The 20861-nt window shown below is 71.3% G+C and carries 18 protein-coding genes; 10 read left to right on the top strand and 8 right to left on the bottom strand.

All coding sequences use genetic code 11. The annotated features are described in order from the left end of the window. Positions 1 to 53 precede the first annotated feature (53 nt). The 3 genes from ACH54P_RS13235 (at position 54) to ACH54P_RS13225 (ending at position 2864) form a co-directional block, all read left to right on the top strand. Entirely contained in the window at positions 54 to 704 is a 651-nt protein-coding gene (locus ACH54P_RS13235; RefSeq protein WP_489912674.1) for an acVLRF1 family peptidyl-tRNA hydrolase, read from the top strand. A 143-nt stretch (positions 705 to 847) separates the two neighbouring features. Further along, positions 848 to 2476, top strand: a complete 1629-nt coding sequence (locus ACH54P_RS13230; protein ID WP_489912673.1) for an ABC-F family ATP-binding cassette domain-containing protein — start codon at positions 848 to 850, stop codon at positions 2474 to 2476. 178 nt (positions 2477 to 2654) lie between these two features. Then, positions 2655 to 2864: a helix-turn-helix domain-containing protein gene (locus tag ACH54P_RS13225; RefSeq protein ID WP_003071237.1), complete on the top strand. Its 210-nt coding sequence runs from the start codon at positions 2655 to 2657 to the stop codon at positions 2862 to 2864. Here ACH54P_RS13225 and ACH54P_RS13220 read toward each other — a convergent pair. Then, positions 2851 to 4155: a glycosyltransferase 87 family protein gene (locus ACH54P_RS13220; protein ID WP_489916414.1), complete on the bottom strand. Its 1305-nt coding sequence runs from the start codon at positions 4153 to 4155 to the stop codon at positions 2851 to 2853. The genes ACH54P_RS13225 and ACH54P_RS13220 overlap by 14 nt on opposite strands. An 81-nt stretch (positions 4156 to 4236) precedes the next feature. Continuing rightward, positions 4237 to 5094 (bottom strand): LLM class flavin-dependent oxidoreductase, encoded by an 858-nt coding sequence (locus ACH54P_RS13215; protein ID WP_489912672.1) that lies wholly within the window; start codon positions 5092 to 5094, stop codon positions 4237 to 4239. 72 nt (positions 5095 to 5166) lie between these two features. On the opposite strand from ACH54P_RS13215, the gene ACH54P_RS13210 reads away from it, so the two are divergent. Next, entirely contained in the window at positions 5167 to 5607 is a 441-nt protein-coding gene (locus ACH54P_RS13210; RefSeq protein WP_489912671.1) for a MarR family winged helix-turn-helix transcriptional regulator, read from the top strand. Positions 5608 to 5703: 96 nt separating this feature from the next. Further along, positions 5704 to 7575: an ABC transporter ATP-binding protein gene (locus ACH54P_RS13205; protein WP_489912670.1), complete on the top strand. Its 1872-nt coding sequence runs from the start codon at positions 5704 to 5706 to the stop codon at positions 7573 to 7575. A 186-nt stretch (positions 7576 to 7761) separates the two neighbouring features. Here ACH54P_RS13205 and ACH54P_RS13200 read toward each other — a convergent pair whose 3' ends face one another. Together ACH54P_RS13200 and ACH54P_RS13195 are read right to left on the bottom strand one after the other, a co-directional pair. Beyond that, a complete protein-coding gene (locus tag ACH54P_RS13200) occupies positions 7762 to 8922 on the bottom strand; it encodes a serine hydrolase domain-containing protein (protein WP_489912669.1) in 1161 nt (386 codons plus the stop codon). Between the two features lie 108 nt (positions 8923 to 9030). Then, positions 9031 to 9759 (bottom strand): SIS domain-containing protein, encoded by a 729-nt coding sequence (locus ACH54P_RS13195; protein ID WP_489912668.1) that lies wholly within the window; start codon positions 9757 to 9759, stop codon positions 9031 to 9033. Positions 9760 to 9876: 117 nt separating this feature from the next. Between ACH54P_RS13195 and ACH54P_RS13190 the strand changes: the two genes are divergently transcribed. From ACH54P_RS13190 to ACH54P_RS13175, 4 genes are all read left to right on the top strand, one after another. Continuing rightward, positions 9877 to 10569: an alpha/beta hydrolase gene (locus ACH54P_RS13190; RefSeq protein WP_489912667.1), complete on the top strand. Its 693-nt coding sequence runs from the start codon at positions 9877 to 9879 to the stop codon at positions 10567 to 10569. Between the two features lie 91 nt (positions 10570 to 10660). Then, positions 10661 to 11914: a class I SAM-dependent methyltransferase gene (locus ACH54P_RS13185; protein WP_489912666.1), complete on the top strand. Its 1254-nt coding sequence runs from the start codon at positions 10661 to 10663 to the stop codon at positions 11912 to 11914. Between the two features lie 103 nt (positions 11915 to 12017). Continuing rightward, a complete protein-coding gene (locus tag ACH54P_RS13180) occupies positions 12018 to 13223 on the top strand; it encodes an LCP family protein (RefSeq protein ID WP_489912665.1) in 1206 nt (401 codons plus the stop codon). 311 nt (positions 13224 to 13534) lie between these two features. Beyond that, entirely contained in the window at positions 13535 to 14086 is a 552-nt protein-coding gene (locus ACH54P_RS13175; RefSeq protein ID WP_489912664.1) for a GNAT family N-acetyltransferase, read from the top strand. Here ACH54P_RS13175 and ACH54P_RS13170 read toward each other — a convergent pair. Further along, positions 14052 to 14513 carry a peroxiredoxin gene (locus ACH54P_RS13170; protein WP_489912663.1) on the bottom strand — a complete coding sequence of 154 codons (462 nt, stop codon included), beginning with the start codon at positions 14511 to 14513 and terminating at the stop codon, positions 14052 to 14054. The genes ACH54P_RS13175 and ACH54P_RS13170 overlap by 35 nt on opposite strands. 222 nt (positions 14514 to 14735) lie before the next feature. Here ACH54P_RS13170 and eno point away from each other — a divergent pair, with 222 nt between their 5' ends. Beyond that, positions 14736 to 16019 (top strand): phosphopyruvate hydratase, encoded by a 1284-nt coding sequence (gene eno / locus ACH54P_RS13165; RefSeq protein ID WP_489912662.1) that lies wholly within the window; start codon positions 14736 to 14738, stop codon positions 16017 to 16019. 15 nt (positions 16020 to 16034) lie between these two features. Here the strand turns inward: eno and ACH54P_RS13160 are convergent, their stop codons facing one another. From ACH54P_RS13160 to ACH54P_RS13150, 3 genes are all read right to left on the bottom strand, one after another. Continuing rightward, on the bottom strand, positions 16035 to 17849 hold the full coding sequence (locus tag ACH54P_RS13160; RefSeq protein ID WP_489916412.1) for a putative bifunctional diguanylate cyclase/phosphodiesterase: 1815 nt from the start codon (positions 17847 to 17849) through the stop codon (positions 16035 to 16037). Positions 17850 to 18096: 247 nt separating this feature from the next. Continuing rightward, positions 18097 to 19554, bottom strand: a complete 1458-nt coding sequence (locus ACH54P_RS13155; protein ID WP_489912661.1) for a cytochrome P450 — start codon at positions 19552 to 19554, stop codon at positions 18097 to 18099. Positions 19555 to 19784: 230 nt separating this feature from the next. Next, the gene (locus tag ACH54P_RS13150; protein WP_489912660.1) at positions 19785 to 20858 is read right to left on the bottom strand and encodes a ribonucleotide-diphosphate reductase subunit beta; all 1074 of its coding nucleotides are present in this window, start codon (positions 20856 to 20858) and stop codon (positions 19785 to 19787) included. Between the last annotated feature and the right edge of the window lie 3 nt (positions 20859 to 20861).

The raw sequence follows: 20861 nt of genomic DNA, 5'->3' as shown, positions 1-20861 counted from the left end.
ACGGGTGAGGACGGGGCCGTCGCGGCGACGCGGCGGCCCCGTACCGTTTCCCCATGGCGAAGGCACGGCAGGTCGCGGGCGGCGGGCGCGCGGTCGAGGTGCCGCCGGAGCGCCTCGCCGGGTGGCTCGCCCGCTTCGCCGGCGGCCACGGCGGGCTCGTGGCCACCGAAGCCGCACCGGACCAGGTCCGGGTGACCGCCGCCGACGGCGCCACCGCGACCGCCACCGTCCCTTTCGGACCCCTCGAAGAGCCGTCCGTCGAAGCGCTCGTGGCCCACGTGCAGGTCCCGCGGACGATCGCCCTGCTGCTGGTCCGGCTCGGCGGGCACAGCGTCGGCGTCGCCCGCGGCGGGCGGGTCGAGCTGTCGCGCACCGACCGGCACCTCGTGCACGGCCGCTCCGCCGCCGGTGGCTGGTCGCAGCAGCGCTTTGCCCGGCGACGCCTGGGCCAGGCGCGGCAGGCGCTGCGGGCCGCCGCGCAGGACGCCTTCGAGGTGCTCGTCCCGCGACTGTCCGCAGTGGACGCCGTGGTGCTCGGCGGCGACCGGCGCGCCCTGGACGAGCTGCGCGAGGACCGCCGGCTGGCCCCGCTCTTCGCCCGCGCGGAACCGCGGGTGCTGGAGATCGGCGAACCGCGGCGCAGCATCCTCGAAGAGGCGGCGGTGCGGGCGGTCGCCGTGGAGATCACGCTGCGCGACGGGTGAGTCCGCCCACGTCGGGGAAAACCGTTCGACGCCGCCCCGTACACTGGGCTCCGTGGATATCCAGCTGGAGTGACGCCCGCCGCCGGTCGACCCGACCGGCCGCCTGTCGCTGTCCTCCGTTCACCCCGTCCACGGGAGTTCCCTTGATCACGGCCACCGGCCTTGAGCTGCGCGCGGGTTCGCGCATCCTGCTCGACGGCGTCACCCTCCGCATCCAGCCCGGCGACCGCATCGGTCTCGTCGGCCGCAACGGCGCGGGCAAGACCACCTCGCTGAAGGTCCTCGCCGGCGAGGGGGAGCCGCACGCGGGCGAGGTCCGCCGCACCGGCGAGCTCGGCTACCTGCCGCAGGACCCCCGCGAAGGCGATCTTTCGGTCACCGCGAAGGACCGCGTGCTGTCCGCGCGCGGCCTCGACAAGCTGATGCGCGACATGGAAAAGGCGCAGCTCTCGATGGCCGAGCTGGTCGACGACGCCGCGCGCGACAAGGCCATCAACCGCTACGCCCGGCTCGAAGAGCGCTTCGCGTCGCTCGGCGGGTACGCCGCCGAGAGCGAAGCCGCGCGGATCTGCTCCAACCTGGGGCTGGCCGACCGGATCCTCGCGCAGACGCTGCAGACGCTCTCCGGTGGTCAGCGCCGCCGCGTCGAGCTGGCGCGGATCCTGTTCGCCGCGGCCGAGGCGGGCGCGGGCGGCAAGTCCGAGACGATCCTGCTGCTCGACGAGCCGACCAACCACCTCGACGCCGACTCGATCAACTGGCTGCGCGGGTTCCTCAAGCAGCACGACGGCGGCCTGGTCGTGATCAGCCACGACGTCGAGCTGCTGGCCGACGTGGTCAACAAGGTCTGGTTCCTCGACGCCACCCGCGCCGAGCTCGACCTGTACAACATGGGCTGGCAGCGCTACCTCGACGCGCGCGCCACCGACGAGAAGCGCCGCCGCCGCGAGCGCGCCAACGCCGAGAAGAAGGCGTCGGCGCTGCAGCAGCAGGCCGCGAAGCTCGGCGCGAAGGCGACGAAGGCCGTGGCGGCCAAGAACATGGCGCGCCGGGCCGAGCAGATGCTCAACGCGCTCGAGGACACCCGGCAGGCCGACAAGGTCGCCCGGATCAAGTTCCCCGAGCCGGCGCCCTGCGGCCGGACCCCGCTCACCGCCGAGGGGCTCTCGAAGTCCTACGGCTCACTGGAAATCTTCACCGGCGTCGATCTCGCGATCGACCGCGGTTCGAAGGTCGTCGTACTGGGCCTGAACGGCGCGGGAAAGACCACTTTGCTCCGGCTGCTCGGCGGAATGGAAACCCCGGACACCGGATCCGTCGTTCCGGGTCACGGATTGCGTTTGGGCTATTACGCACAGGAACACGAAACTCTTGATCATGATGCGTCGGTGTGGGAAAACATCCGACATCTCGCGCCGGACACCGGCGCGCAGGAGTTGCGGAACCTGCTCGGCTCGTTCCTCTTCACCGGCGAACAACTCGACCAGCCCGCCGGGACGCTTTCCGGCGGCGAGAAGACCCGGCTCGCGCTGGCGGGCCTGGTCTCCAGCGCTGCCAACGTGTTGCTGCTCGACGAGCCGACCAACAACCTCGACCCCGCCAGCCGCGCCCAGGTCCTGGACGCCTTGCGCAGCTTCTCCGGCGCGGTCGTCCTGGTGACGCACGACCCCGGCGCGGTCGAGGCGCTGGAGCCCGAGCGGGTCATCCTGCTGCCCGACGGCACCGAGGACCATTGGTCCGCGGACTATCTGGAACTTGTCCAGCTCGCGTGACGGGTGCGTCCATTCGGGTGCAAGATCACTCCCCGTCAGGCACTGGAATGGCCCAATGTGATCGCAATTTCGGTCGTTTTGCGGCTGTCGTCTGGCAATCCGGCGCTCAGTGTTCGATCATTGCCCCGGCAGGGGCCGATATGTGGCCCAGAACACTCTCGGCGGGAAGGCGATCGACGTGGCTGATCTCAAGAAAGGCGCGCGGATCACCGGCAACACGCGCGACAAGCTGGCCGCTGACCTGAAGAAGAAATACGAGAAGGGCTCGAGCATCCGGGCGCTCGCGGAGTCGACGGGGCGGTCCTACGGGTTCGTCCACCGGGTGCTGTCGGAGTCCGGGGTCCAGCTGCGGGGGCGCGGCGGGGCCACCAGGGTCAAGAAGAAGTAGTCGCGGACTGCTGCGCGGGGGGCGCAGCGGGAGCTTCGGCCACGCGGAACACCAGGTGGGCCCCGAGGAGGACCAGCGGGTACACCAGGTAGCCGTAGCGGGTGGCCGGGGTCAGCAGGATCAAGGCGCCGAGTCCGACGGCGACGCGCAGCAGTGCGTCGGAGCCGTTCGCGGGGGGCCGGCGCACCAGCCAGACCAGCACGGCCACGGCCGCGGTACCGACCAGCACGAACGCGGCCACCTGGCCGGCCACGCCGGTCTCGGCGATCAGGTGGCCCGGCAGCGGGCTGGCCGCGGGCGACCGCACGGCGCCCATCCCGAGGGGGAACCGGAAGACGTGCTCGACGAACGCCGCCGGATCCACCAGGTAGACGGGCAGGTGCAGCGCGGCCGTCGTCGCCACCAGTGCCGCCGCGAACCGGGCCGGCGCGGTCCAGTCCAGTCCCTTTCCGCGGCGCACCAGCACGAACACCGCCAGGACCGCGGCCGCGGGCGCGACGATGAGCTTCGCGCTGACCACCAGCGCCAGCACCAGTCCCGACCAGGCGACCCGCCCGGTGGCGGCGAGCGCGCAGGAGAGCACCAGCAGGCCGACGATCGCGAGGTCCGGACCGGCGACGGCCCAGGTGAGCGCGGTGAGCGGGCAGGCCAGCGCGAGCTGCGCGGCGCCCACCGGCACCCTCGGCCACTTCAGCAGCTTCAGCGAGCCCAGGACGCAGGCGCAGGCGGCCAGCGCGAACATCCAGCGGGCGTCGGTGAGCGCGTCGGTCAGCGGCGTGCCGCCGAACAACGCCCGCGGCAGCCCGAAGACCGCCATCACCGGGCCGTAGGGGGTGTAGTCGTTCACCACCGGCGGCCGGCCGAGCGCGGTGACGTCGACGTACGGGGTTCCGTGGTGCACCAGCAGGTCCGCCGACCGTTCGATCACCCAGACCTCGGGCTGCGCGGCCCAGGAGAACGGCGTGATCAGCCAGTCCACTCCGGTCAGGCGGCGAATCACCAGAAGCGTCAACGGAAGGATCATGGCCAACACCGCGACCGCGGCGATGCCGCACCAGCGGGAACCGGGTAGGCCGCGCGGCGTACGCCCGTTTCGTGCGGACAGCAGCAGCCAGCCGCTGTGCAGCACGCCGAAGCCGTACGCGGCCGTCGCGAAGTTGCCCCACACGCGGTAGCCGTAGAACTCCGAGACGAGCGCGGTCGGCAGCGCGAAGGCCAGGCAGACGAGGTAGAAACCGAGGTCCCACCGCAGCGGGGCCACGTCGCGCGTGGTCGCGGGGGCCGTGAACAGCCGTGCCGCGCGCCGCCATGCGGGCGCCCGGCCCACCTCCGTTCCCACCCCGTCAGGCTACCGAGGGGCCCGCGGCCTGGTTCAGCCGACGTCTCGCAGCCGGGGCAGCAGGTTCGCGGCGGCTTCAGCGGCCCGGACGACGTCGCCGTCGCGCCCGGCCGGCATCAGGACCAGCTCGGTGAACCCCGCGTCGACGTAGCCCTGCGCGAGCCGGAGGGCACTGTCCGCATCGGACGGCAGCCGGAACTGCACGGCCCGGCGGATCGTCGCCGGATCGCGCCCGGCCGCCGCGCAGTGCGCGTCGAGCACGGCCGAAAGCCGTTGCAGCTCGGCGGTTTCCGTGCCGGGCAGGGCCGCGTTGAGCCAGACGTCGGCGTGCTCGGCGACGACGCGCAGGCCGCGCTTTTCCCCGCTGCTGCCCAGCCACAGCGGCGGTTTCGGCCGCTGCAGCGGCTTCGGGTCGCTGATCGCCCCGGTCAGCGTGTAGTGGCGGCCGTTGAAGCCGGTGCTCTCGCGGGTCCACAGCAGACCGAGGATTTCGCAGGTCTCGGCCAGCCGTTCGACGCGTTCGACCGGCGACGGCGTCGGCGTGCCCATCATCGCGTCGGTCAGCGTGTCACCGCCCGCGCCGAGGCCGACGTCGAGCCGACCGCCGGACAGGTGGTCGACGGTGGCGGCGATCTTCGCGAAGGTGCCCGGGTGCCGGTTGGTGTTGCCGGAGACCAGGCAGCCGATCCGCACGCGCCGCGTCGCCTCGGCCATCGCGGCGAGGAGGCTCCAGCCGTCGAAGACGTCGCCGGTGCGGTCCGGGCCCATCGGTGCGAGGTGGTCGAAGACCCAGCAGCCGTCGAAACCGGCGTCGTCGGCGATCGCCCAGGTCTCGCGGAGCGCGGTGATGCCGACGTGCTGCTGGGGCGGCTTGAGGCCGATGGTGGTCATGACGCTCTCCTGATTATCAGCGTGACAAATCATCAGTAAGACTGACGATCAGCGTAGGGGTAGAGTTCTCGCGTGTCCAGCGACCTCGGAGCGCCCCCGGCCGTCACCCGCCGGCTCGGTTACCTGCTCAAGCACGCCCAGCTGCGGCTCGCCGAGCTGGCCGAGCCCCTGTACGCGCCGCTCGGCGTCACCGGGCGGCAGCTCGCCCTGCTCACGCTGTTCGGCGAGGGGCCGGCGCAGTCGCAGCAGGACGGCGCGGCGCGCCTGGGCATCGACCGGACGACGATGGTCGCGCTGGTCGACGAGCTGGAGGCCAAGGGCCTGGTCCGGCGCGAAGTCGCGCCGGGCGACCGCCGCAAGCGCCTGGTGACGCTGACCGGCTCGGGTGAGCGGGTCCGCGAAGCGGGCGAAGAGGTCACGCGGCGGGCCGAGGAGCTCCTGCTGGAGCCCTTGTCCGCCGGGGAGGCGGAACGGCTGCGCGCGGCGCTGCACCGGGTTGTTCGCGCGGAGTGAACGACAGCGGGAAGCAAACGGACAGCGGTGGCGTTGTCCAGGTCATATCCGGAGAAAACCTCAGCTTAGGTAGAGGTTCTTGAACTGGGGGTTCCCATGGACAACACCTGGGCGTTGCTGAGCTCGGCGATGCGCGCCAACGACGTGCCGAAGGGGCTCGGCCGCGGCACGCTGAAACGGGTGGCGCGGTTCGCCCGGCCGCACTGGCGGCGGCTGCTGGCCTTCCTCGGGCTGACCGTCATCTCGGCGGTCCTCGCGGTGTCGACGCCCGTGCTGGCGGGCAAGGTGGTCGACGCGATCGTCGGCGGCCACGACCTGCCGGTGGTCGTCTGGCTCGCGGTGGTGATCGCCGGGCTGGCGGTCGCCGACGCCGGGCTCGGGCTGGTCGAACGGTGGCAGTCCGCCCGCATCGGCGAGGGCATCATCTACGACCTGCGGCGCGCGGTGTTCGAGCACGTGCAGCGCATGCCGATCGCGTTCTTCACCCGCACCCGCACCGGAGCGCTGGTCTCGCGGCTGAACAACGACGTCATCGGCGCGCAGCGGACGTTCACCGCGACGCTGTCCGGGCTGGTCACCAACGTCATCCAGCTGGCGCTGTCGCTGGCCGTGATGCTCACGCTGTCCTGGCAGGTCACCCTGCTCGCGCTGGTGCTGCTGCCGATCTTCGTCATCCCCGCGCGCCGGCTCGGCCGCCGGATGGCCGGGCTGCAGCGGGAAGCCGCGAACCTCAACGCCGGGATGACCACGCAGATGACCGAGCGGTTCTCGGCGCCGGGCGCGACGCTGGTGAAGCTCTTCGGCCGGCCGGTGCAGGAAGCGGACGACTTCGGGGTGCGCGCCGGGCGCGTGCGCGACATCGGCGTCCGGACCGCGATGCTGACCCGCTGGTTCATGACCAGCCTGACCCTGGTTTCGGCGCTGGCGCAGGCACTCGTCTACGGTCTCGGCGGCTACCTCGCGCTGACCGGCAAGCTCGCCCCGGGCACCGTCGTCGCTCTGGCGCTGCTGCTCACCCGGCTGTACGCGCCGCTGACCGCGCTGGCCAACGTCCGCGTCGACGTCATGACCGCGCTGGTGTCGTTCGAGCGGGTCTTCGAGGTCCTCGACCTGGACCCGATGATCAAGGAGAAGCCTTCCGCGCGGACCCTGCCGCCGTCCACCGGTGTTTCGGTGGAGTTCTCCGACGTCCGCTTCGGTTACCCGGCGGCCGACCGGTACTCGCTGGCGTCGCTGGAGGACGTCGCCACGCTCGACCACCGCGGTGGCGAAGAGGTGCTGCACGGGATCTCGTTCCGCGCCGAGCCGGGGCAGATGGTCGCGCTGGTCGGGTCTTCGGGCGCCGGGAAGTCGACGATCGCGTCGCTGCTGCCGCGGCTCTACGACGTCGACTCCGGCTCGGTTCGCCTGTCCGATGTGGACGTCCGGGACCTGAGTTTCGCTTCGCTGCGGGAAACCGTCGGTGTCGTGACCCAGGACGGGCACCTCTTCCACGAGACGATCCGCGCCAACCTGGCGTACGCGCGTCCGGGCGTCACCGACGACGAAATCTGGGAAGCGCTGGAACGCGCGCGGCTCGGCGAGCTGGTCCGGTCGCTGCCCGACGGCCTCGACACGACGGTGGGGGAGCGCGGCTACCGGCTCTCCGGCGGCGAGCGCCAGCGCCTGACCATCGCGCGGCTCCTGCTGGCCCAGCCCAAGGTCGTCGTCCTCGACGAGGCGACCGCGCACCTGGACTCCGAATCCGAAGCCGCGGTCGGCGAAGCCCTGACGCACGCGCTGGCCGGCCGCACGGCCCTGGTCATCGCGCACCGGCTCTCGACGGTCCGCGCGGCCGACCAGATCCTGGTCCTGGAGCACGGCGAGATCGTCGAGCGCGGCACGCACGACGAACTCCTGGCCGCGAACGGCCGCTACGCGACCCTCCACGCCACCCAGTTCGCGGAAGAAGAACCCGCCGTGGCGTGATCAGCCGGACGACACGCGTACCTGGCCGGACGACACGCGTACCTGGCCGGACGACACGCGTACCTGGACGGACGACTCGGCTCTGCCGCCTGGGTACGTGTGTCGGCCGGCGGGGTACGCGTGTCGTCCGCCTGGGTACGTGTGTCGTCCGGTGGGGTACGTGTGTCGGCCGGTGGGGTACGTGAGTTACCCGTTCGGGAGGGACTCGTAGAGGGCGGTGACCAGGGCCATTTTGCGGGGGTTGTCGCGGATCAGGGGGCCCAGCTGGTTGAGGGTGTAGCCGAACGAGATGCCGTTCTCCGGGTCCGCGGCGCCGGTGGAGCCGCCGAGGCCGTCGTGGCCGAAGGCCGCCGGGTTCGGGCCGAAGCCGCGGGCGTCGCTGCCGAGGTAGAAGCCCAGCCCCCACTCGTTCGGCAGGCCGAGGACGGCGTCGATCTCCTTGCCCTGGCTTTCCCTCGCCAAGGCCAGCGCCGTCGGCGACAGGAGCGTGCCGTCGGCCAGGGCGCCGTAGATCGTCGCGATCGCGCGAGCGGTGCCGTGGCCGTTCAACGCCGGCAGGACGGCGTGCCGCCAGGCCGGTTCGTTGGCGTCGTGGCCTTGGACGCGCGGGTTCGTCAAGGCGGCCTGCGCGACCGGGCCGGCGGCCGCGAACGCCGTGGCCAGCGCGTTCGCCATCTCCTCGGTCATGACCGGGTCCACCAGCGTCGCGCAGCGGTCCAGGTCGGCGTCTTCGGGCAGGCCGATCGAGAAGTCCGCGCCCAGCGGCCCGGCGACCCGCTCGGCGAAGAACTCGCGGATGCCCTGCCCGGCCACGCGCCGCACGACCTCGCCGACGAGCCAGCCGTAGGCCAGTGCGTGGTAGCCGCCCGCGGATCCGGGCTCGTACAACGGTTCCTGGGCCGCGAACAGCGACGTCATGAGGTCCCAGTCGTACAGCTCCTCGACGGCCACCGGCCGGTCGAGGCCGATCCCGGGCACGCCGGAGCGGTGCGAAAGCAGCCAGCGCACCGGGATCCCGCCCTTGCCTTCCGCGGCGAACTCCGGCCAGTACTTCGCGACCGGCGCGTCCACGTCCAGCTCGCCCGCGTCGGCGAGCAGGTGCGCGCAGAGCGCCGTCATGCCCTTGGTCGTCGACCAGACGTTGGCGAGCGTGTCCGCCTGCCACGGACGCGTGCGGTCCGGGCCGGACCAGCCGCCCCACAGGTCCGCCACGACCTCGCCGTGGCGGATGGCCGTGAACGCCGCGCCCAGCTCGCCGCGCTCCCGGAAGTTCTCCTCGAAGGCCTCGCGCACCGGCTCGAACCCGGGCGCGCACTCGCCGTGCACCGTCGCCGTGGCACCGTCCATGGGGACCTCCTCCAGGAACGACCGATCCACACCGACCAGTCGGTATGGCGACGCTAAAGCGGCCGGGCACGCCCGTCAAGGCGCGCCCGGCCGGTGCTTTTTCACGGACTAGCGCAGCTGCGGCACCCGTGCGCCGTACTTCTCGAGCAGCGCGGCGTTCGCCTCGTCGCCGCCCTCCACATTGGAACTGCGCCACAGCGGGACGTCGAGGCCCTCGGCGGTACCGCGGTCGTGGACCTCGGCGAGCACCAGGTTCCACAGGAACGCGTTGACCACAGTGGACAGCGGCGCGGTGCGCGGGGCGTCCGGCGGGTAGCTCGCGTCGCCGGGGATCACCAGCGAGTCCAGCACCACGGTGCCCTGCTCGACCAGCGTGCTCGACGACCGCCGCGGCGCCGCCGCCACGCACGCCCGCGACGTCACCGCGATCACCGCCGCGCCCCGCTTGTGCGCCTCGAGGCACAGCTCGACCGGGTACGGGTTCGACCCGGACGTCGAGAACACCACCAGCACGTCGTCCGGCCCCGGCGCGCGCTCGGCGAGGACCTCCGCGGCGAGGCCGGTGCGGCGCTCGGTCTTCGTGCTGTGCACCGCGCCGTGCAGCGGGAGCAGCTCCGGGTGGTACAGCGGGTAGACGCAGGCGAGGCCGCCCGCCCGGTAGAACGTCTCGGCGACGGCCGCCAGCGAGTGCCCGGCGCCCGCGGTATAGACCAGTGCGTCGGCCCGGATCACCCCCAGCACCAGCTCCGCCGCTTCGCGCACTGCCTCGGCGTTGGCCTGCTCGACGTCCGCCAGCTGCTTGGCGACGCTGCCCGCGATGTCCGTGGCGCTCACCACACCCACCCTTCCGTCGGGGATCGGGCGCCGAATCTACCGCGAAGATGGTGGTACGCGGTGGAATAGCCGGGTGGCGGTGCGGGGTTGACCCGAATGCAGGTGAGAAGGAGGCTCGGGGTGGGCGAAGCGGAACCGGCGGTGTCCGTGTGGCCGGCGCGCGGGCGGACCGAAGCGGTCGTGCTCGTACTGCACGGCGGCGCCGAGCACGGCACGGGCGGCGTGCCGCCCTGGAAGCTCGCCCACCTGCGGATGGTGCCGATCGCGCGCGCCCTGCACCGGGCCGGCCGCAAGCACGGCGTCGAGGTGCGGCTGCTGCGCAACCGCCGCTACGGCTGGAACGCGCCCGCCCTCGACCCGGTCGACGACGCCCGCTGGGCCCTGGACCGCATCCGCGCCGACCACCCCGGCCTGCCGGTCGTGCTGGTCGGCCACTCGATGGGCGCCCGGGTGGCGCTGCGCGTCGCCGACGACCCGGCCGTGCGCGGGGTCTGCGCCCTGGCGCCCTGGACACCACGGGGTGAACCGGTCGACGCCGTCGCCGGGCGGTCGGTGCTCATCGTGCACGGCACCCGCGACCGGATGACCAGCCCGGCGGAGTCGCACGCCTTCGCCGAGCGGGCCGAGGGCGTCGCCGCCCGCGTCGCCCGGTTCGAGATCGCCGGCGAAGGCCACGCGATGCTGCGCCGGTCGGCCGTCTGGACCCGGCTCACGGTTGCTTTCACACTGGAGGCCATCGCCGGGGACGACGGCGACGCGCTCCGCGGGGCGTGGGCCGCACCGGGATCCCAGCGGCTGCGGATACCCGTGTGAGAGCGCCCTGATCAGGGCATTCGGCGCAGCGCCGCGGGGGTGCGGCGATTAGGATCGGGCCCGGCGAACGTGGCCGGCCGGAGGGAGAATCGTGACCACTTCGAGCGTTGACCGGGCGTCGGACCACGACGTCCCCGACGAGTCCCGCTGGCCGGGCCTGGCCGCCCCGCCGCACTCGGCGCTGCGCGCGCGGATCGCGGCCGCGCTGTTCCGCCGCGCGGTCCGCCCGCTCGACGTGCGGGTGACGTTCCCGGACGGCAGCGTGCTCGGCGCCGGCGGCCCCGAATCGCCCGAAATGCGCATTCTTCGTCCCGAAGCGTTCTTCCACCGCCTCGGTGTCGACGCCAAGATCGGCTTCGGCGAGTCCTACATGGCCGGCGACTGGACCGCGTCCGACCTGGCCGAGGTGCTCACGCCGTTCGCCGAGCGGATGGCCACGCTCGTCCCGCCCGTGCTGCAGAAGTTTCGGCGGGTCGCCGAGCGGACGCAGCCGCCGTCCGAAGAGAACACCCTCGAAGGCGCGCGGGCCAACATCCACCGCCACTACGACCTGTCCAACGACCTCTTCGGCGCGTTCCTCGACGAGTCGATGACGTACTCCTCGGCGCTGTTCGGCCCCGGCGACGAGCTCACCGCCGCCCAGCACCGCAAGATCGACAGCGTGCTGGACTACGCCGGCGTCCGCGCGGGCAGCGAAGTCCTCGAAATCGGCACCGGATGGGGTGAACTTGCCATCCGCGCGGCGGCCCGCGGCGCGCACGTGACGTCACTGACCATTTCGGAGGAACAGCGCTCGCTGGCCACCGAACGCATCGCCCAGGCCGGCTTCGCCGACCGCGTCGAGGTGAAGCTGTGCGACTACCGCGAGTCGAGCGGCCGGTACGACGCCGTGGTCAGCGTCGAGATGATCGAGGCGGTCGGCGCGTCCTACTGGCCGGCGTTCTACGCCACGATCGGGGACCGGCTGCGCCCGGGCGGCCGCTTCGGCCTGCAGGCCATCACGATGGACCACGACCGGATGCTGGCGGCGTCGCGCGCCTACACCTGGATCCACAAGTACATCTTCCCGGGCGGCCTCATCCCGTCGGTGCGCTCGATCGAGGAGGGCGTCAAGGCGAACACCCGGCTCAAGCTGGCCGGGATGCGCGAGTTCGGCCAGGACTACGCGCGCACGCTACGGTTGTGGCGCGAACGGTTCCTGCACCGCTGGACCGACATCGCCGGGTTCGGGTTCGACGACGTCTTCCGCCGGATGTGGGAGTTCTACCTGGCCTATTCGGAGGCCGGGTTCCGGTCCGGGTACCTCAAGGTCCACCAGTTCGGCTACGAGGTGACCGACCGGTAACCTCCGGCGGCCAACCCGACCCCGGTGCCGCACGTCCCCCTATCGGGCACGTGCGGTTGACTGACGACGACAGTTTGTCCGGATCGGGATTGGGTGATGGGTGATGACGTACCGTGGCGACGACGGCGGGCGCCGGATGCCGCCGCCCCGGCCGCCCGCCGGGCGCTCCCGGGAGCACCAGCGCGCGCAGATGATGCCGCTGCCCGGGCGCGGGCAAAGCCCGTACGACGAGCGCACCCGCCCGATGAGCTCCCGTGAGCCGGAGTACGCGCCGCCCCCGCCGCCGCGGCAGGACCCGCCCCGCCGCCCGGCCGGGGACGACTACCCGCCGTCCCGCCCGCCGCGTCGCCGCCGGTGGAGCTTCGGCAAGGTGCTGGGCGCCCTGGTGCTGGTGTTCGTCGTGTTCCTCGCCGGGATCTGGGTGTACCTGGAGTTCTCGATCAAGCGCGTCGACGCGCTCGCCGACTACGCGGGCCGCCCGGTCGCCGAGTCCGGCACCAACTGGCTGATCGTCGGCTCGGACAGCCGCGAAGGCCTCACCGCGGAGGACGAGGAGCGGCTCGCCACGGGCGACGTCGCCGCGGCGGGCGGCGGGCAGCGCACCGACACGATCATGGTCGCGCACCTGCCGGACAACAGCACCAAGCCGACGCTGCTGTCGCTGCCGCGCGACTCGCAGGTGAAGATCCCCGGCCACGGCACCAACAAGATCAACGCGGCGTTCTCGCTCGGCGGGCCGAAGCTGCTCGCGCAGACCGTCGAAGGCGCCACGGGGCTGCACATCGACCACTACGCCGAGATCGGCTTCGGCGGGTTCGCCAAGATCGTCGACGCGATCGGCGGGGTCGAGATGTGCATCGACAAGGACATGAACGACACGATGACCGGCATCAGCATCAAGGCGGGCTGCCCCCAGACGCTCGACGGCCGGTCGGCGCTGGGCTTCGTCCGGATGCGCCACAGCGACGCGACGCCGCGTTCGGACCTCGACCGCGTCGCCAACCAGCGCAAGTTCATCGGCGCGCTGGTGAGCCAGATCGCGAGCCCCGGCACGCTGCTCAACCCGTTCGACTTCTTCCCGCTGCTGTCCTCGGCCCCGGACGCCCTGACCATGGACTCGGGCGACCACGTGCACAACCTCGCCGGCCTGGCGATCGCCATGCGCGGCATCTCCTCGGGCGGCGTGGTGACGACAACCGTGCCGGTGACGAGCGGGTCGGCGGAGAACTGGGACAAGGCCAAGTCGAAGCAGCTGTTCGACGCGTTGAAGAACGACACCGAGGTCCCCGACAGCGTCATCGTGAACTAGGGCGCCGGGACGGCACCTCGGTCGGCCGGCTGTTCGAGTCGGCCGAATCCCGCGATCATGTCCGGTCGGGGAACCGCCTGCCGAAGAAGCTGCGCCCCGGCGCCGCCTACGGCGTCAGCAAGGCGTTCGTGATCTGGTGCACGCGAGAGAAAGGAGGTCCGGGCGGGTATCCGTCTCACCAGGGTCGTTCGACACCGCTATGCCAAGCCGGGGATCGCGGGTACCCGCCGTCAGCGCGCCACAGCTGCCCGAACGGCTGAGGTGGGGAAAATACCGCGCGGTTCCGTACCCGGCCGGGGACCATGGGACGCATGGAGACCCCGGCCGAGACCTACCACGACGGTGACCTCACGCTGGTCCGCTGGCACCCGGGCGACCGCACCCTGCTCACGACGGCCGTGCGCGGATCCCTGGAGCACCTTGCCCCGTGGCTGATCTGGGCCACGGGCGGCTACACCGACGACGACTCGTCGGAGTTCCTCCGGCTGACTGCGAAGCGCTGGGAGAGCGGCGAAGCGTACGAATACGCGCTCGTGCTCGACGCCGAGCTGGCGGGCGGCATCGGCGTGATGACGCGCGACGGCGGCGTCGAGATCGGCTACTGGCTCGCCCGCGGCTTCACCGGCCGCGGCCTGATGACCTGGGCCGTGTCGCTGCTGACGGCGGAGGCGTTCCGCCTCGGCGCCGGGTACGTCGAGATCAAGCACGACGAGCTGAACGTCCGAAGTGGAGCGGTGCCCGCGCGGCTCGGGTTCACCAAGGTGCGCGAGGAACCGGCGGAGCAGCCGCTGGCGCCGTCGTGCGCCGGCACGAACCACGTGTGGCTGATCAGGAAACCTTGTTCCGCTCCCGCAGCACCTTGAGCGCCTGGTCGGCGTGGACCGTGAAGTTCAGCTCGCTCTTGATCTTCTCCAGGATCCTGCGGTCCTCGCCGATCACGAACGTGACGCGCTTGGCGTGCAGCGGCACGAGTTTCCGCCAGACGCCGAACTGCCGGGCGACCTCACCCTCCACATCGGACAGCAGCGGGTAGTCGAAGCCGTGGGTCTCGGCGAACCGGCGCTGCTTGGTGACGCCGTCCGGGCTGATGCCGACGCGGTGCGCGCCGACCTCGGCGAACTCGGCGGCCAGGTCGCGGAAGTGGCAGCTCTCCGCCGTGCAGCCGCTCGTCATCGCGGCCGGGTAGAAGAACAGCACCACCGGGCCGGTGGCCAGGAAGTCCGACAGCGTGCGGTCGGCCCCCTGGTCGTCGGGCAGGGTGAAGTCGGGGGCGAGGTCTCCGGCGTCCATGGACGTCCTTTCTCGTCGGCGGCAGAACCCATCCTGCCGGGTCTTCGGAGCCGCCGTCCCACCGGCTTGGTCCAGTCTGTGGTGCCGCAAAATCTTCGGGATCGATTCAGTGAATTCTGCTAGCCTGGCGGCGTCTCGCGGCTCACCGTGGCGCCGCCCAGCTGCCGCCGTGCCCGTGGACCTCCCGCGACCCCGGCGTGCCCGTTCTCACCGAGGAGCGCAATGACTGCCATCGTCCGGGTCAAGGGCCGCGAAGTACTCGACAGCCGGGGCAACCCGACCGTCGAGGTCGACGTCGAGCTCGCGGACGGTTCGCTCGGCCGGGCCGCGGTGCCCTCCGGGGCCTCCACCGGCACCAAGGAAGCCGTCGAACTGCGGGACGGGGACGCGAGCCGGTTCCACGGCAAGGGCGTGCGCAAGGCGGTCGACGCCGTCAACACCGAGATCGCCGACGCGGTCGTGGGCCTGGACGCCGAGGCGCAGGCCGAGGTCGACCGCGCGCTGATCGCGCTGGACGGCACCCCCAACAAGGCCCGGCTCGGCGCCAACGCGACGCTGGGCGTCTCGCTCGCCGTGGTGAAGGCGGCCGCGGCCGCCAGTTCGCTGCCGCTGTACCGCTACGTCGGCGGCGTCTTCGCCCACCTGCTGCCCATGCCGATGATGAACATCATCAACGGCGGCGCCCACGCGGACAACCCGATCGACTTCCAGGAGTTCATGATCGGCCCGGTCGGCGCGACGACGTTCGCCGAGGCCGTGCGGATGGGCTCCGAGGTGTTCCACACGCTGCGCAAGTCGCTCCACGACGCCGGGCACAGCACCAACGTCGGCGACGAAGGCGGGTTCGCGCCCAACCTCGGCTCCGCCGACGAGGCACTGGAGTTCGTGCTGCAGGCGATCGAGCAGTCCGGCTACACCCCGGGCGAAGACGTCGCGCTGCTGCTCGACCCGGCCGCGTCGGAGTTCTACACCGGCGAGGTCTACGACTACACCGGCGAGGGGCGCAAGCGCAGCGTCGAGGAGCACGTGGCCTACCTCGCCGACCTCACCGCCCGCTACCCGATCGTGTCCATCGAGGACGGTGTCGCCGAGGACGACTTCGCGGGGTGGAAGCAGCTGACCGACACCATCGGCGAGCGCGTGCAGCTCGTCGGCGACGACGTCTTCTGCACCAACGTGAACCTGCTGACCGACGGCATCGAGCGCGGCATCGGGAACTCGATCCTGGTCAAGGTCAACCAGATCGGCACCCTCACCGAGACGCTGACCACGGTCGAAACGGCGCACAAGGCCGGCTACTCGGTGGTGATGTCCCACCGCTCGGGCGAAACCGAGGACACGACGATCGCCGACCTCGCGGTCGCCACCAACTGCGGCCAGATCAAGACCGGCTCGCTCTCCCGCGCCGACCGCACGGCCAAGTACAACCAGCTCATCCGCATCGAAGAAGAGCTGGGTGCGGAGGCGCGGTACGCGGGTGCGAGCACGATCAGCGGGCGTCGCTGATCCCTCGTCGGGCCGTCAGCCGGGGTGGCGGGCGATGAGCTCGTCCACCTCGTCTCCGGTGGCCGAGTCGCTGACGAACGGGCCGCGCGCCGCGAGGACGCCCAGCTGCCGCAGCCGCGCTGCCTGTTCGTGCGTGCGGACGCCCTCCGCGCCCACCCGGAGCTTGAGCTCGCGGGCCCGGGTCACCAGCTGGGTCAGGTGGCGCAGGTCGGCTTCCGCGGGCTCCTCCGTGTCCAGTGCGTCGATCACCGCCCCGGTGAGGATCACGTGGCGGACCGGGAGGCGGTGCTGGGGGATCAGCTCCAGGTCCGCCGATCCCGAAATGGTCAGCACCAGCTGCGCGCCGAGGTCGGCCAGCACCGCGAACGAGTCCAGGACCTCGCCGCGCGGGTCGAGGACCGAATCGCGGTCGGTGCACAGCCGCAGGGCCTTGGCCGGCAGCTCGTGCTTGTCCAGCTGCTCCTTGACCAGCAGCACCAGGTCCGGGTCGATGGCCAGCCGCGCCGGGAGCCGGACGCAGACGTCCGGGGCCGCCTCACCGAAGCGGGTCCGCCAGCGGGCCGTCGCCGCCAGGGACTCGGCGAGCAGCCAGCGGCCGAGCGGCACCGTCATGCCGGTGGTCTGGGCCAGCGGGTAGAACTCGTCGGAGCCGAGCTCGCCCTTCTCCGGGTGGTTCCAGCGCAGCCCGGCGTTGACCGCGGCGAGCTCCTCGGGGTGGGCGAGCTTCACCGTGGGCTGGTAGACGAGCGAGAACTCGCCGTTCTCCAGGGCCCCGGCGATCACCGCGCCCAGCTGGTAGCGGCCGCGGTCGCGGGCGTCGAGCTCCGGGTCGAACAGCATCCACTGCGCCTTGCCGGCCTCCTTGGCCCGGTGCAGCGCGATTTCCGCGGCCCGCAACAGTTCCGCGGCGCCGCCTTCGACGGCCGCGCGCACGACGATGCCCGCGCTCGCGCTGACGCCGATGCCGTGCCCGCCGAGGTAGATCGGCTCGTTGAGGTCTTCCAGGGCCCGTTCGACCAGTTCGACGACCTCGGTGGCGGTGAGCTCTCCCCGCAGCAGCACCGCGAAGCCGTCGCCGGACAGCCGCGCGACGAACCCGTCGTGGTGGCCGGTGAACACGGCCGACAGCTTGCTCGCGACCCCGCGCAGCACCTGGTCGCCGACGCCGGCGCCGAGGCCGTCGTTGATCACCTTGAAGCCGTCGACGTCGAGGTAGATCAGCGCGATGTCGTCCTGCGCGCCGGCGCCGAGCGCGGCTTCCAGCTTGGTGGTGAACGACGACGCGTTGGGCAGCCCGGTCAGCGGGTCGTGCACGTTCTGGTGCAGCAGGCGTTCCTGCAGCAGGTGCAGCTCGTTCGCGTCGGACACCATCAGCACGGGGTAGACCGAGCCCGGCCGGTCGCCGGGCAGCCGCGCCAGCGTCACGTCGGTCCAGAGCTGCCCGTCTTCGGTGTGGTCGAGCAGCATCCGCTCCTGGTGGCGCTCCCGCCCGGACCGCACCTGCTCGAGCCCCGCCTTGAGCCGCGAGACGTCGTGGTCGGTCGAGCCGAGGTCGGTGATGTGCCGGCCCCGCAGCTTCTCCGGCGAGCAGCCGAGCAGCTGGCCGAGCGCGAGGTTGGCCTCCACGATTTCGCCGTCCGGGTCCGCCAGCGCGATCCCCATCGGCGACGCGGCGTAGAGCGCGGTGAACCGCTGCAGGGCGCCGTCGTTCGCCGGGCCGGCGTGGCCGACCGCGTCGTGCGCGACTTCCAGCAGGAGCTGCTCGAGCTCCTCCGGGGGAAGTGTTACTCCTTTGGTGTCGGCCAACGTCGCCGCCCACCGGCGAGCCACGTCCAGCAGTCCTGGCGCGGCACCGGACTCAGGCACACTCCACCTCTTCACGCACAGGTCAGGCCAGTTCAGGCACGGTGTCGGGGATCATGAACCCACACTAGGCACCCCTCGGCCGCGACCGATGCCACGCCATCATGCGCGTAACGGGGTGTCTACCGGCTGAACGAGTGAACGAATCTCCACATGTGGTGACGTCTTGTCACGGCCTGTACGCAGTGGTGGACGGCTCCGGGCCAGGGCGGGGTCAGCGCGGGGTCAGGCGCACCGGAAGACCGTCGGCGGGGACCGGCAGCGAGACGTAGTCCCAGCGCGCGGTGTAACTCTCCGGAACCGACCAGCGGTACGCGCGCAGCATTTCGTGCATCAGCAACTTCACCTCGAAACTGCCGAAGTGCAGGCCGATGCACTTGTGCGCGCCGCCGCCGAACGGCATCCACGCCATGCGGTGCGACTTGTCCTCGCGGCGCGGCTCGGCGAACCGCTCGGGGTCGAACTTGAACGGGTCGGTCCAGCACTCGGGCGAGAAGTGGTTGACCGTGGGGGAGACGCCGACGAGCGTGCCCGCCGGGATGTAGTACCCGAGGACCTCGGTGTCCTTGACCGTCTGGCGGGTCAGCGACGGCACCGGCGCCACCAGCCGCAGCGCCTCCTTCATCACCAGGTCCAGCGTCTCCAGCTGGTCCAGCGCCTCGATGCCGAGCAGGTTGTCGCCGAGGGCCAGGGACTCCTCGCGGGCCCGTTCCTGCCACTCCGGGTGCTTGGCGAGGTAGTACGCCATGGCGCTGCTGGTGATGGTCGTCGTGTCGTGCGCGGCCATCATCAGGAAGATCATGTGGTTGACGATGTCGGTGTCGGAGAACCGGTCGCCGTCCTCGGTGGTGGCGTGGCAGAGCGCGGAGAAGAGGTTGTCGCCGTCGGATTCCCGCTTGGCGGGCAGGGTTTCGCCGAAGTAGCGCTCCAGGACCTTCCGCCCGTGCAGGCCCGCCGACCACCGCCCGCCCGGCACCGGCACCCGGACCAGTGCCGTGCCGGCCCGCACCGAGCTGACGAACGCGCGGTTGATCCGGTGGGCGTCGGCGCCGCTGCGCATGCCCATGAAGACGCGCGTCGCGACGTCGAGGGTCAGCTGCTTGAGCGACCAGTACAGCCGCGGCCGCCCGCTGCCCCACGCGGCGACGCCTTCGCGCAGGGCCGGGCCCATCTCGTTGACGTAGCCGGCCAGCCGCGGCCGCGTGAAGGCCTCCTGCATGATCCGGCGGTGCAGGTGGTGCTCGCCGAAGTCCATCAGCATCAGGCCGCGCTCGAAGAACTTCTCGATGAAGAACTTCCAGCCCTCCTGCGAGAACGCCTTGTCCTTGTTGACGAGCGCGATCTGCGTCGCCTCCGGCCCGGACAGCGCGACGATCTTCCGGCCGAAGCCGCCGGTCCACGACACGGGGCCGTAGAGCTCATGCCGGCGGAGGCCGAAGGCGGGGCCGAAGCGCATCATCTCGAGCATGTGCCCGACCAGCGGCGGCCCTTCGTCGCCGAGCACGGGCTTGAGGCCGCTGCCCGCGGGCGGCGTCGCGAGTTCCTTGACGGGCCAGCGCGAGTGCAGCCAGCGCTGGTCGACACCGCGGGGGAGAGGCAGCGCGGTCAGCGGTGGAACGCGTTCGCGCAGTGCTTCGGTGGCTCGGCTCACGGTGCTCGTCAAGGTGACCATCTCCCCGCTGAGATCGGCTGCCCTTCCACGATGCACCCTTGTTGACCACCTGACAACACCTCGGCGACCCTCTTTTCGGGTGGCTTCGGCCTTTCGGGTGGCTTCGTCGCCGAGCGGCGAGCCGCGAGCCCGCACGAGGTCACAGGAGCCCACCGAGGGCCGTCCTGAACGCCGTGAAGGCCACCCCGGGGAACTCGAGGTGGCCTTCACGAACGGTGAACCGGGGGAACTCAGTCCCAGTCGAGGGCGCCGCCCGACTGGTACTCGATCACGCGGGTCTCGAAGAAGTTCTTCTCCTTCTTCAGGTCCATCGCCTCGGACATCCACGGGAACGGGTTCTCGGTCTCGCCGAAGATCGGCTGAAGGCCGATCTGCTGCGCGCGGCGGTCGGTGATGAAGTGCATGTACTGCTCGCACAGCTGCGCCGACAGGCCGAGCATGCCGCGCGGCATCGTGTCGCGGGCGTACGCCACCTCCAGCTCGCACGCCTCCTGCAGCATCCCGCGCACCTCGGCCTGGAACTCGGCCGTCCACAGGTGCGGGTTCTCGATCTTGATCTGGTTGATGCAGTCGATGCCGAAGTTCAGGTGGATCGACTCGTCGCGCAGGATGTACTGGTACTGCTCGGCGATGCCGACCATCTTGTTCCGGCGGCCGAGCGAGAGGATCTGCGCGAAGCCGGTGTAGAACCACATGCCCTCGAAGATCACGTAGAACGCGACCAGGTCACGCAGGAACGCCTGGTCGGCCTCCGGCGTGCCGGTCTCGAACTCCGGGTTCTCCAGGTTCTGCGTGTACTTCAGCGCCCACGCGTCCTTCGCCGAGATCGACGGGACCTCGCGGTACATGTTGAACAGCTCGCCCTCGACCAGGCCGAGGCTCTCGCAGATGTACTGGAAGGTGTGCGTGTGCACGGCCTCCTCGAACGCCTGGCGCAGCAGGTACTGGCGGCACTCGGGGTTGGTGATCTGCCGGTACACCGCGAGCACGATGTTGTTGGCCACCAGGGACTCCGCGGTCGCGAAGAAGCCCAGGTTGCGCTTGAGCATCTGCCGCTCGTCCTCGGTGAGGCCGTCCTTCGACTTCCACAGCGCGATGTCGGCCTGCATGGCGACCTCGGTCGGCATCCAGTGGTTGTTGCAGCCGGCGAGGTACTTCTCCCACGCCCACGTGTACTTCATGGGCAGCAGCTGGTTGACGTCGGCGCGCGCGTTGATCATGCGCTTGTCGTCGACGTTGATCCGGGCGGCGCCGACCTCGATCTCCCCGAGGCCGGTCGCGTCCGTCGTCTCCACGTTGGTCATCTG

Source organism: Amycolatopsis sp. N2S4-7 (genome assembly GCF_058119595.1).
Note: the sequence above shows the minus strand (reverse complement) of the source record. Positions and strands in the feature narration are given on the sequence as shown.

Coding starts and splice junctions, on each gene's coding strand:
- ACH54P_RS13150 (WP_489912660.1), bottom strand. CDS start 20,858: ATGACCAACGTGGAGACGACGGACGCGACCGGCCTCGGGGAGATCGAG.
- ACH54P_RS13175 (WP_489912664.1), top strand. CDS start 13,535: ATGGAGACCCCGGCCGAGACCTACCACGACGGTGACCTCACGCTGGTC.
- ACH54P_RS13155 (WP_489912661.1), bottom strand. CDS start 19,554: ATGGTCACCTTGACGAGCACCGTGAGCCGAGCCACCGAAGCACTGCGC.
- ACH54P_RS13205 (WP_489912670.1), top strand. CDS start 5,704: ATGGACAACACCTGGGCGTTGCTGAGCTCGGCGATGCGCGCCAACGAC.
- ACH54P_RS13170 (WP_489912663.1), bottom strand. CDS start 14,513: ATGGACGCCGGAGACCTCGCCCCCGACTTCACCCTGCCCGACGACCAG.
- ACH54P_RS13215 (WP_489912672.1), bottom strand. CDS start 5,094: ATGACCACCATCGGCCTCAAGCCGCCCCAGCAGCACGTCGGCATCACC.
- ACH54P_RS13235 (WP_489912674.1), top strand. CDS start 54: ATGGCGAAGGCACGGCAGGTCGCGGGCGGCGGGCGCGCGGTCGAGGTG.
- ACH54P_RS13200 (WP_489912669.1), bottom strand. CDS start 8,922: ATGGACGGTGCCACGGCGACGGTGCACGGCGAGTGCGCGCCCGGGTTC.
- eno (WP_489912662.1), top strand. CDS start 14,736: ATGACTGCCATCGTCCGGGTCAAGGGCCGCGAAGTACTCGACAGCCGG.
- ACH54P_RS13180 (WP_489912665.1), top strand. CDS start 12,018: ATGACGTACCGTGGCGACGACGGCGGGCGCCGGATGCCGCCGCCCCGG.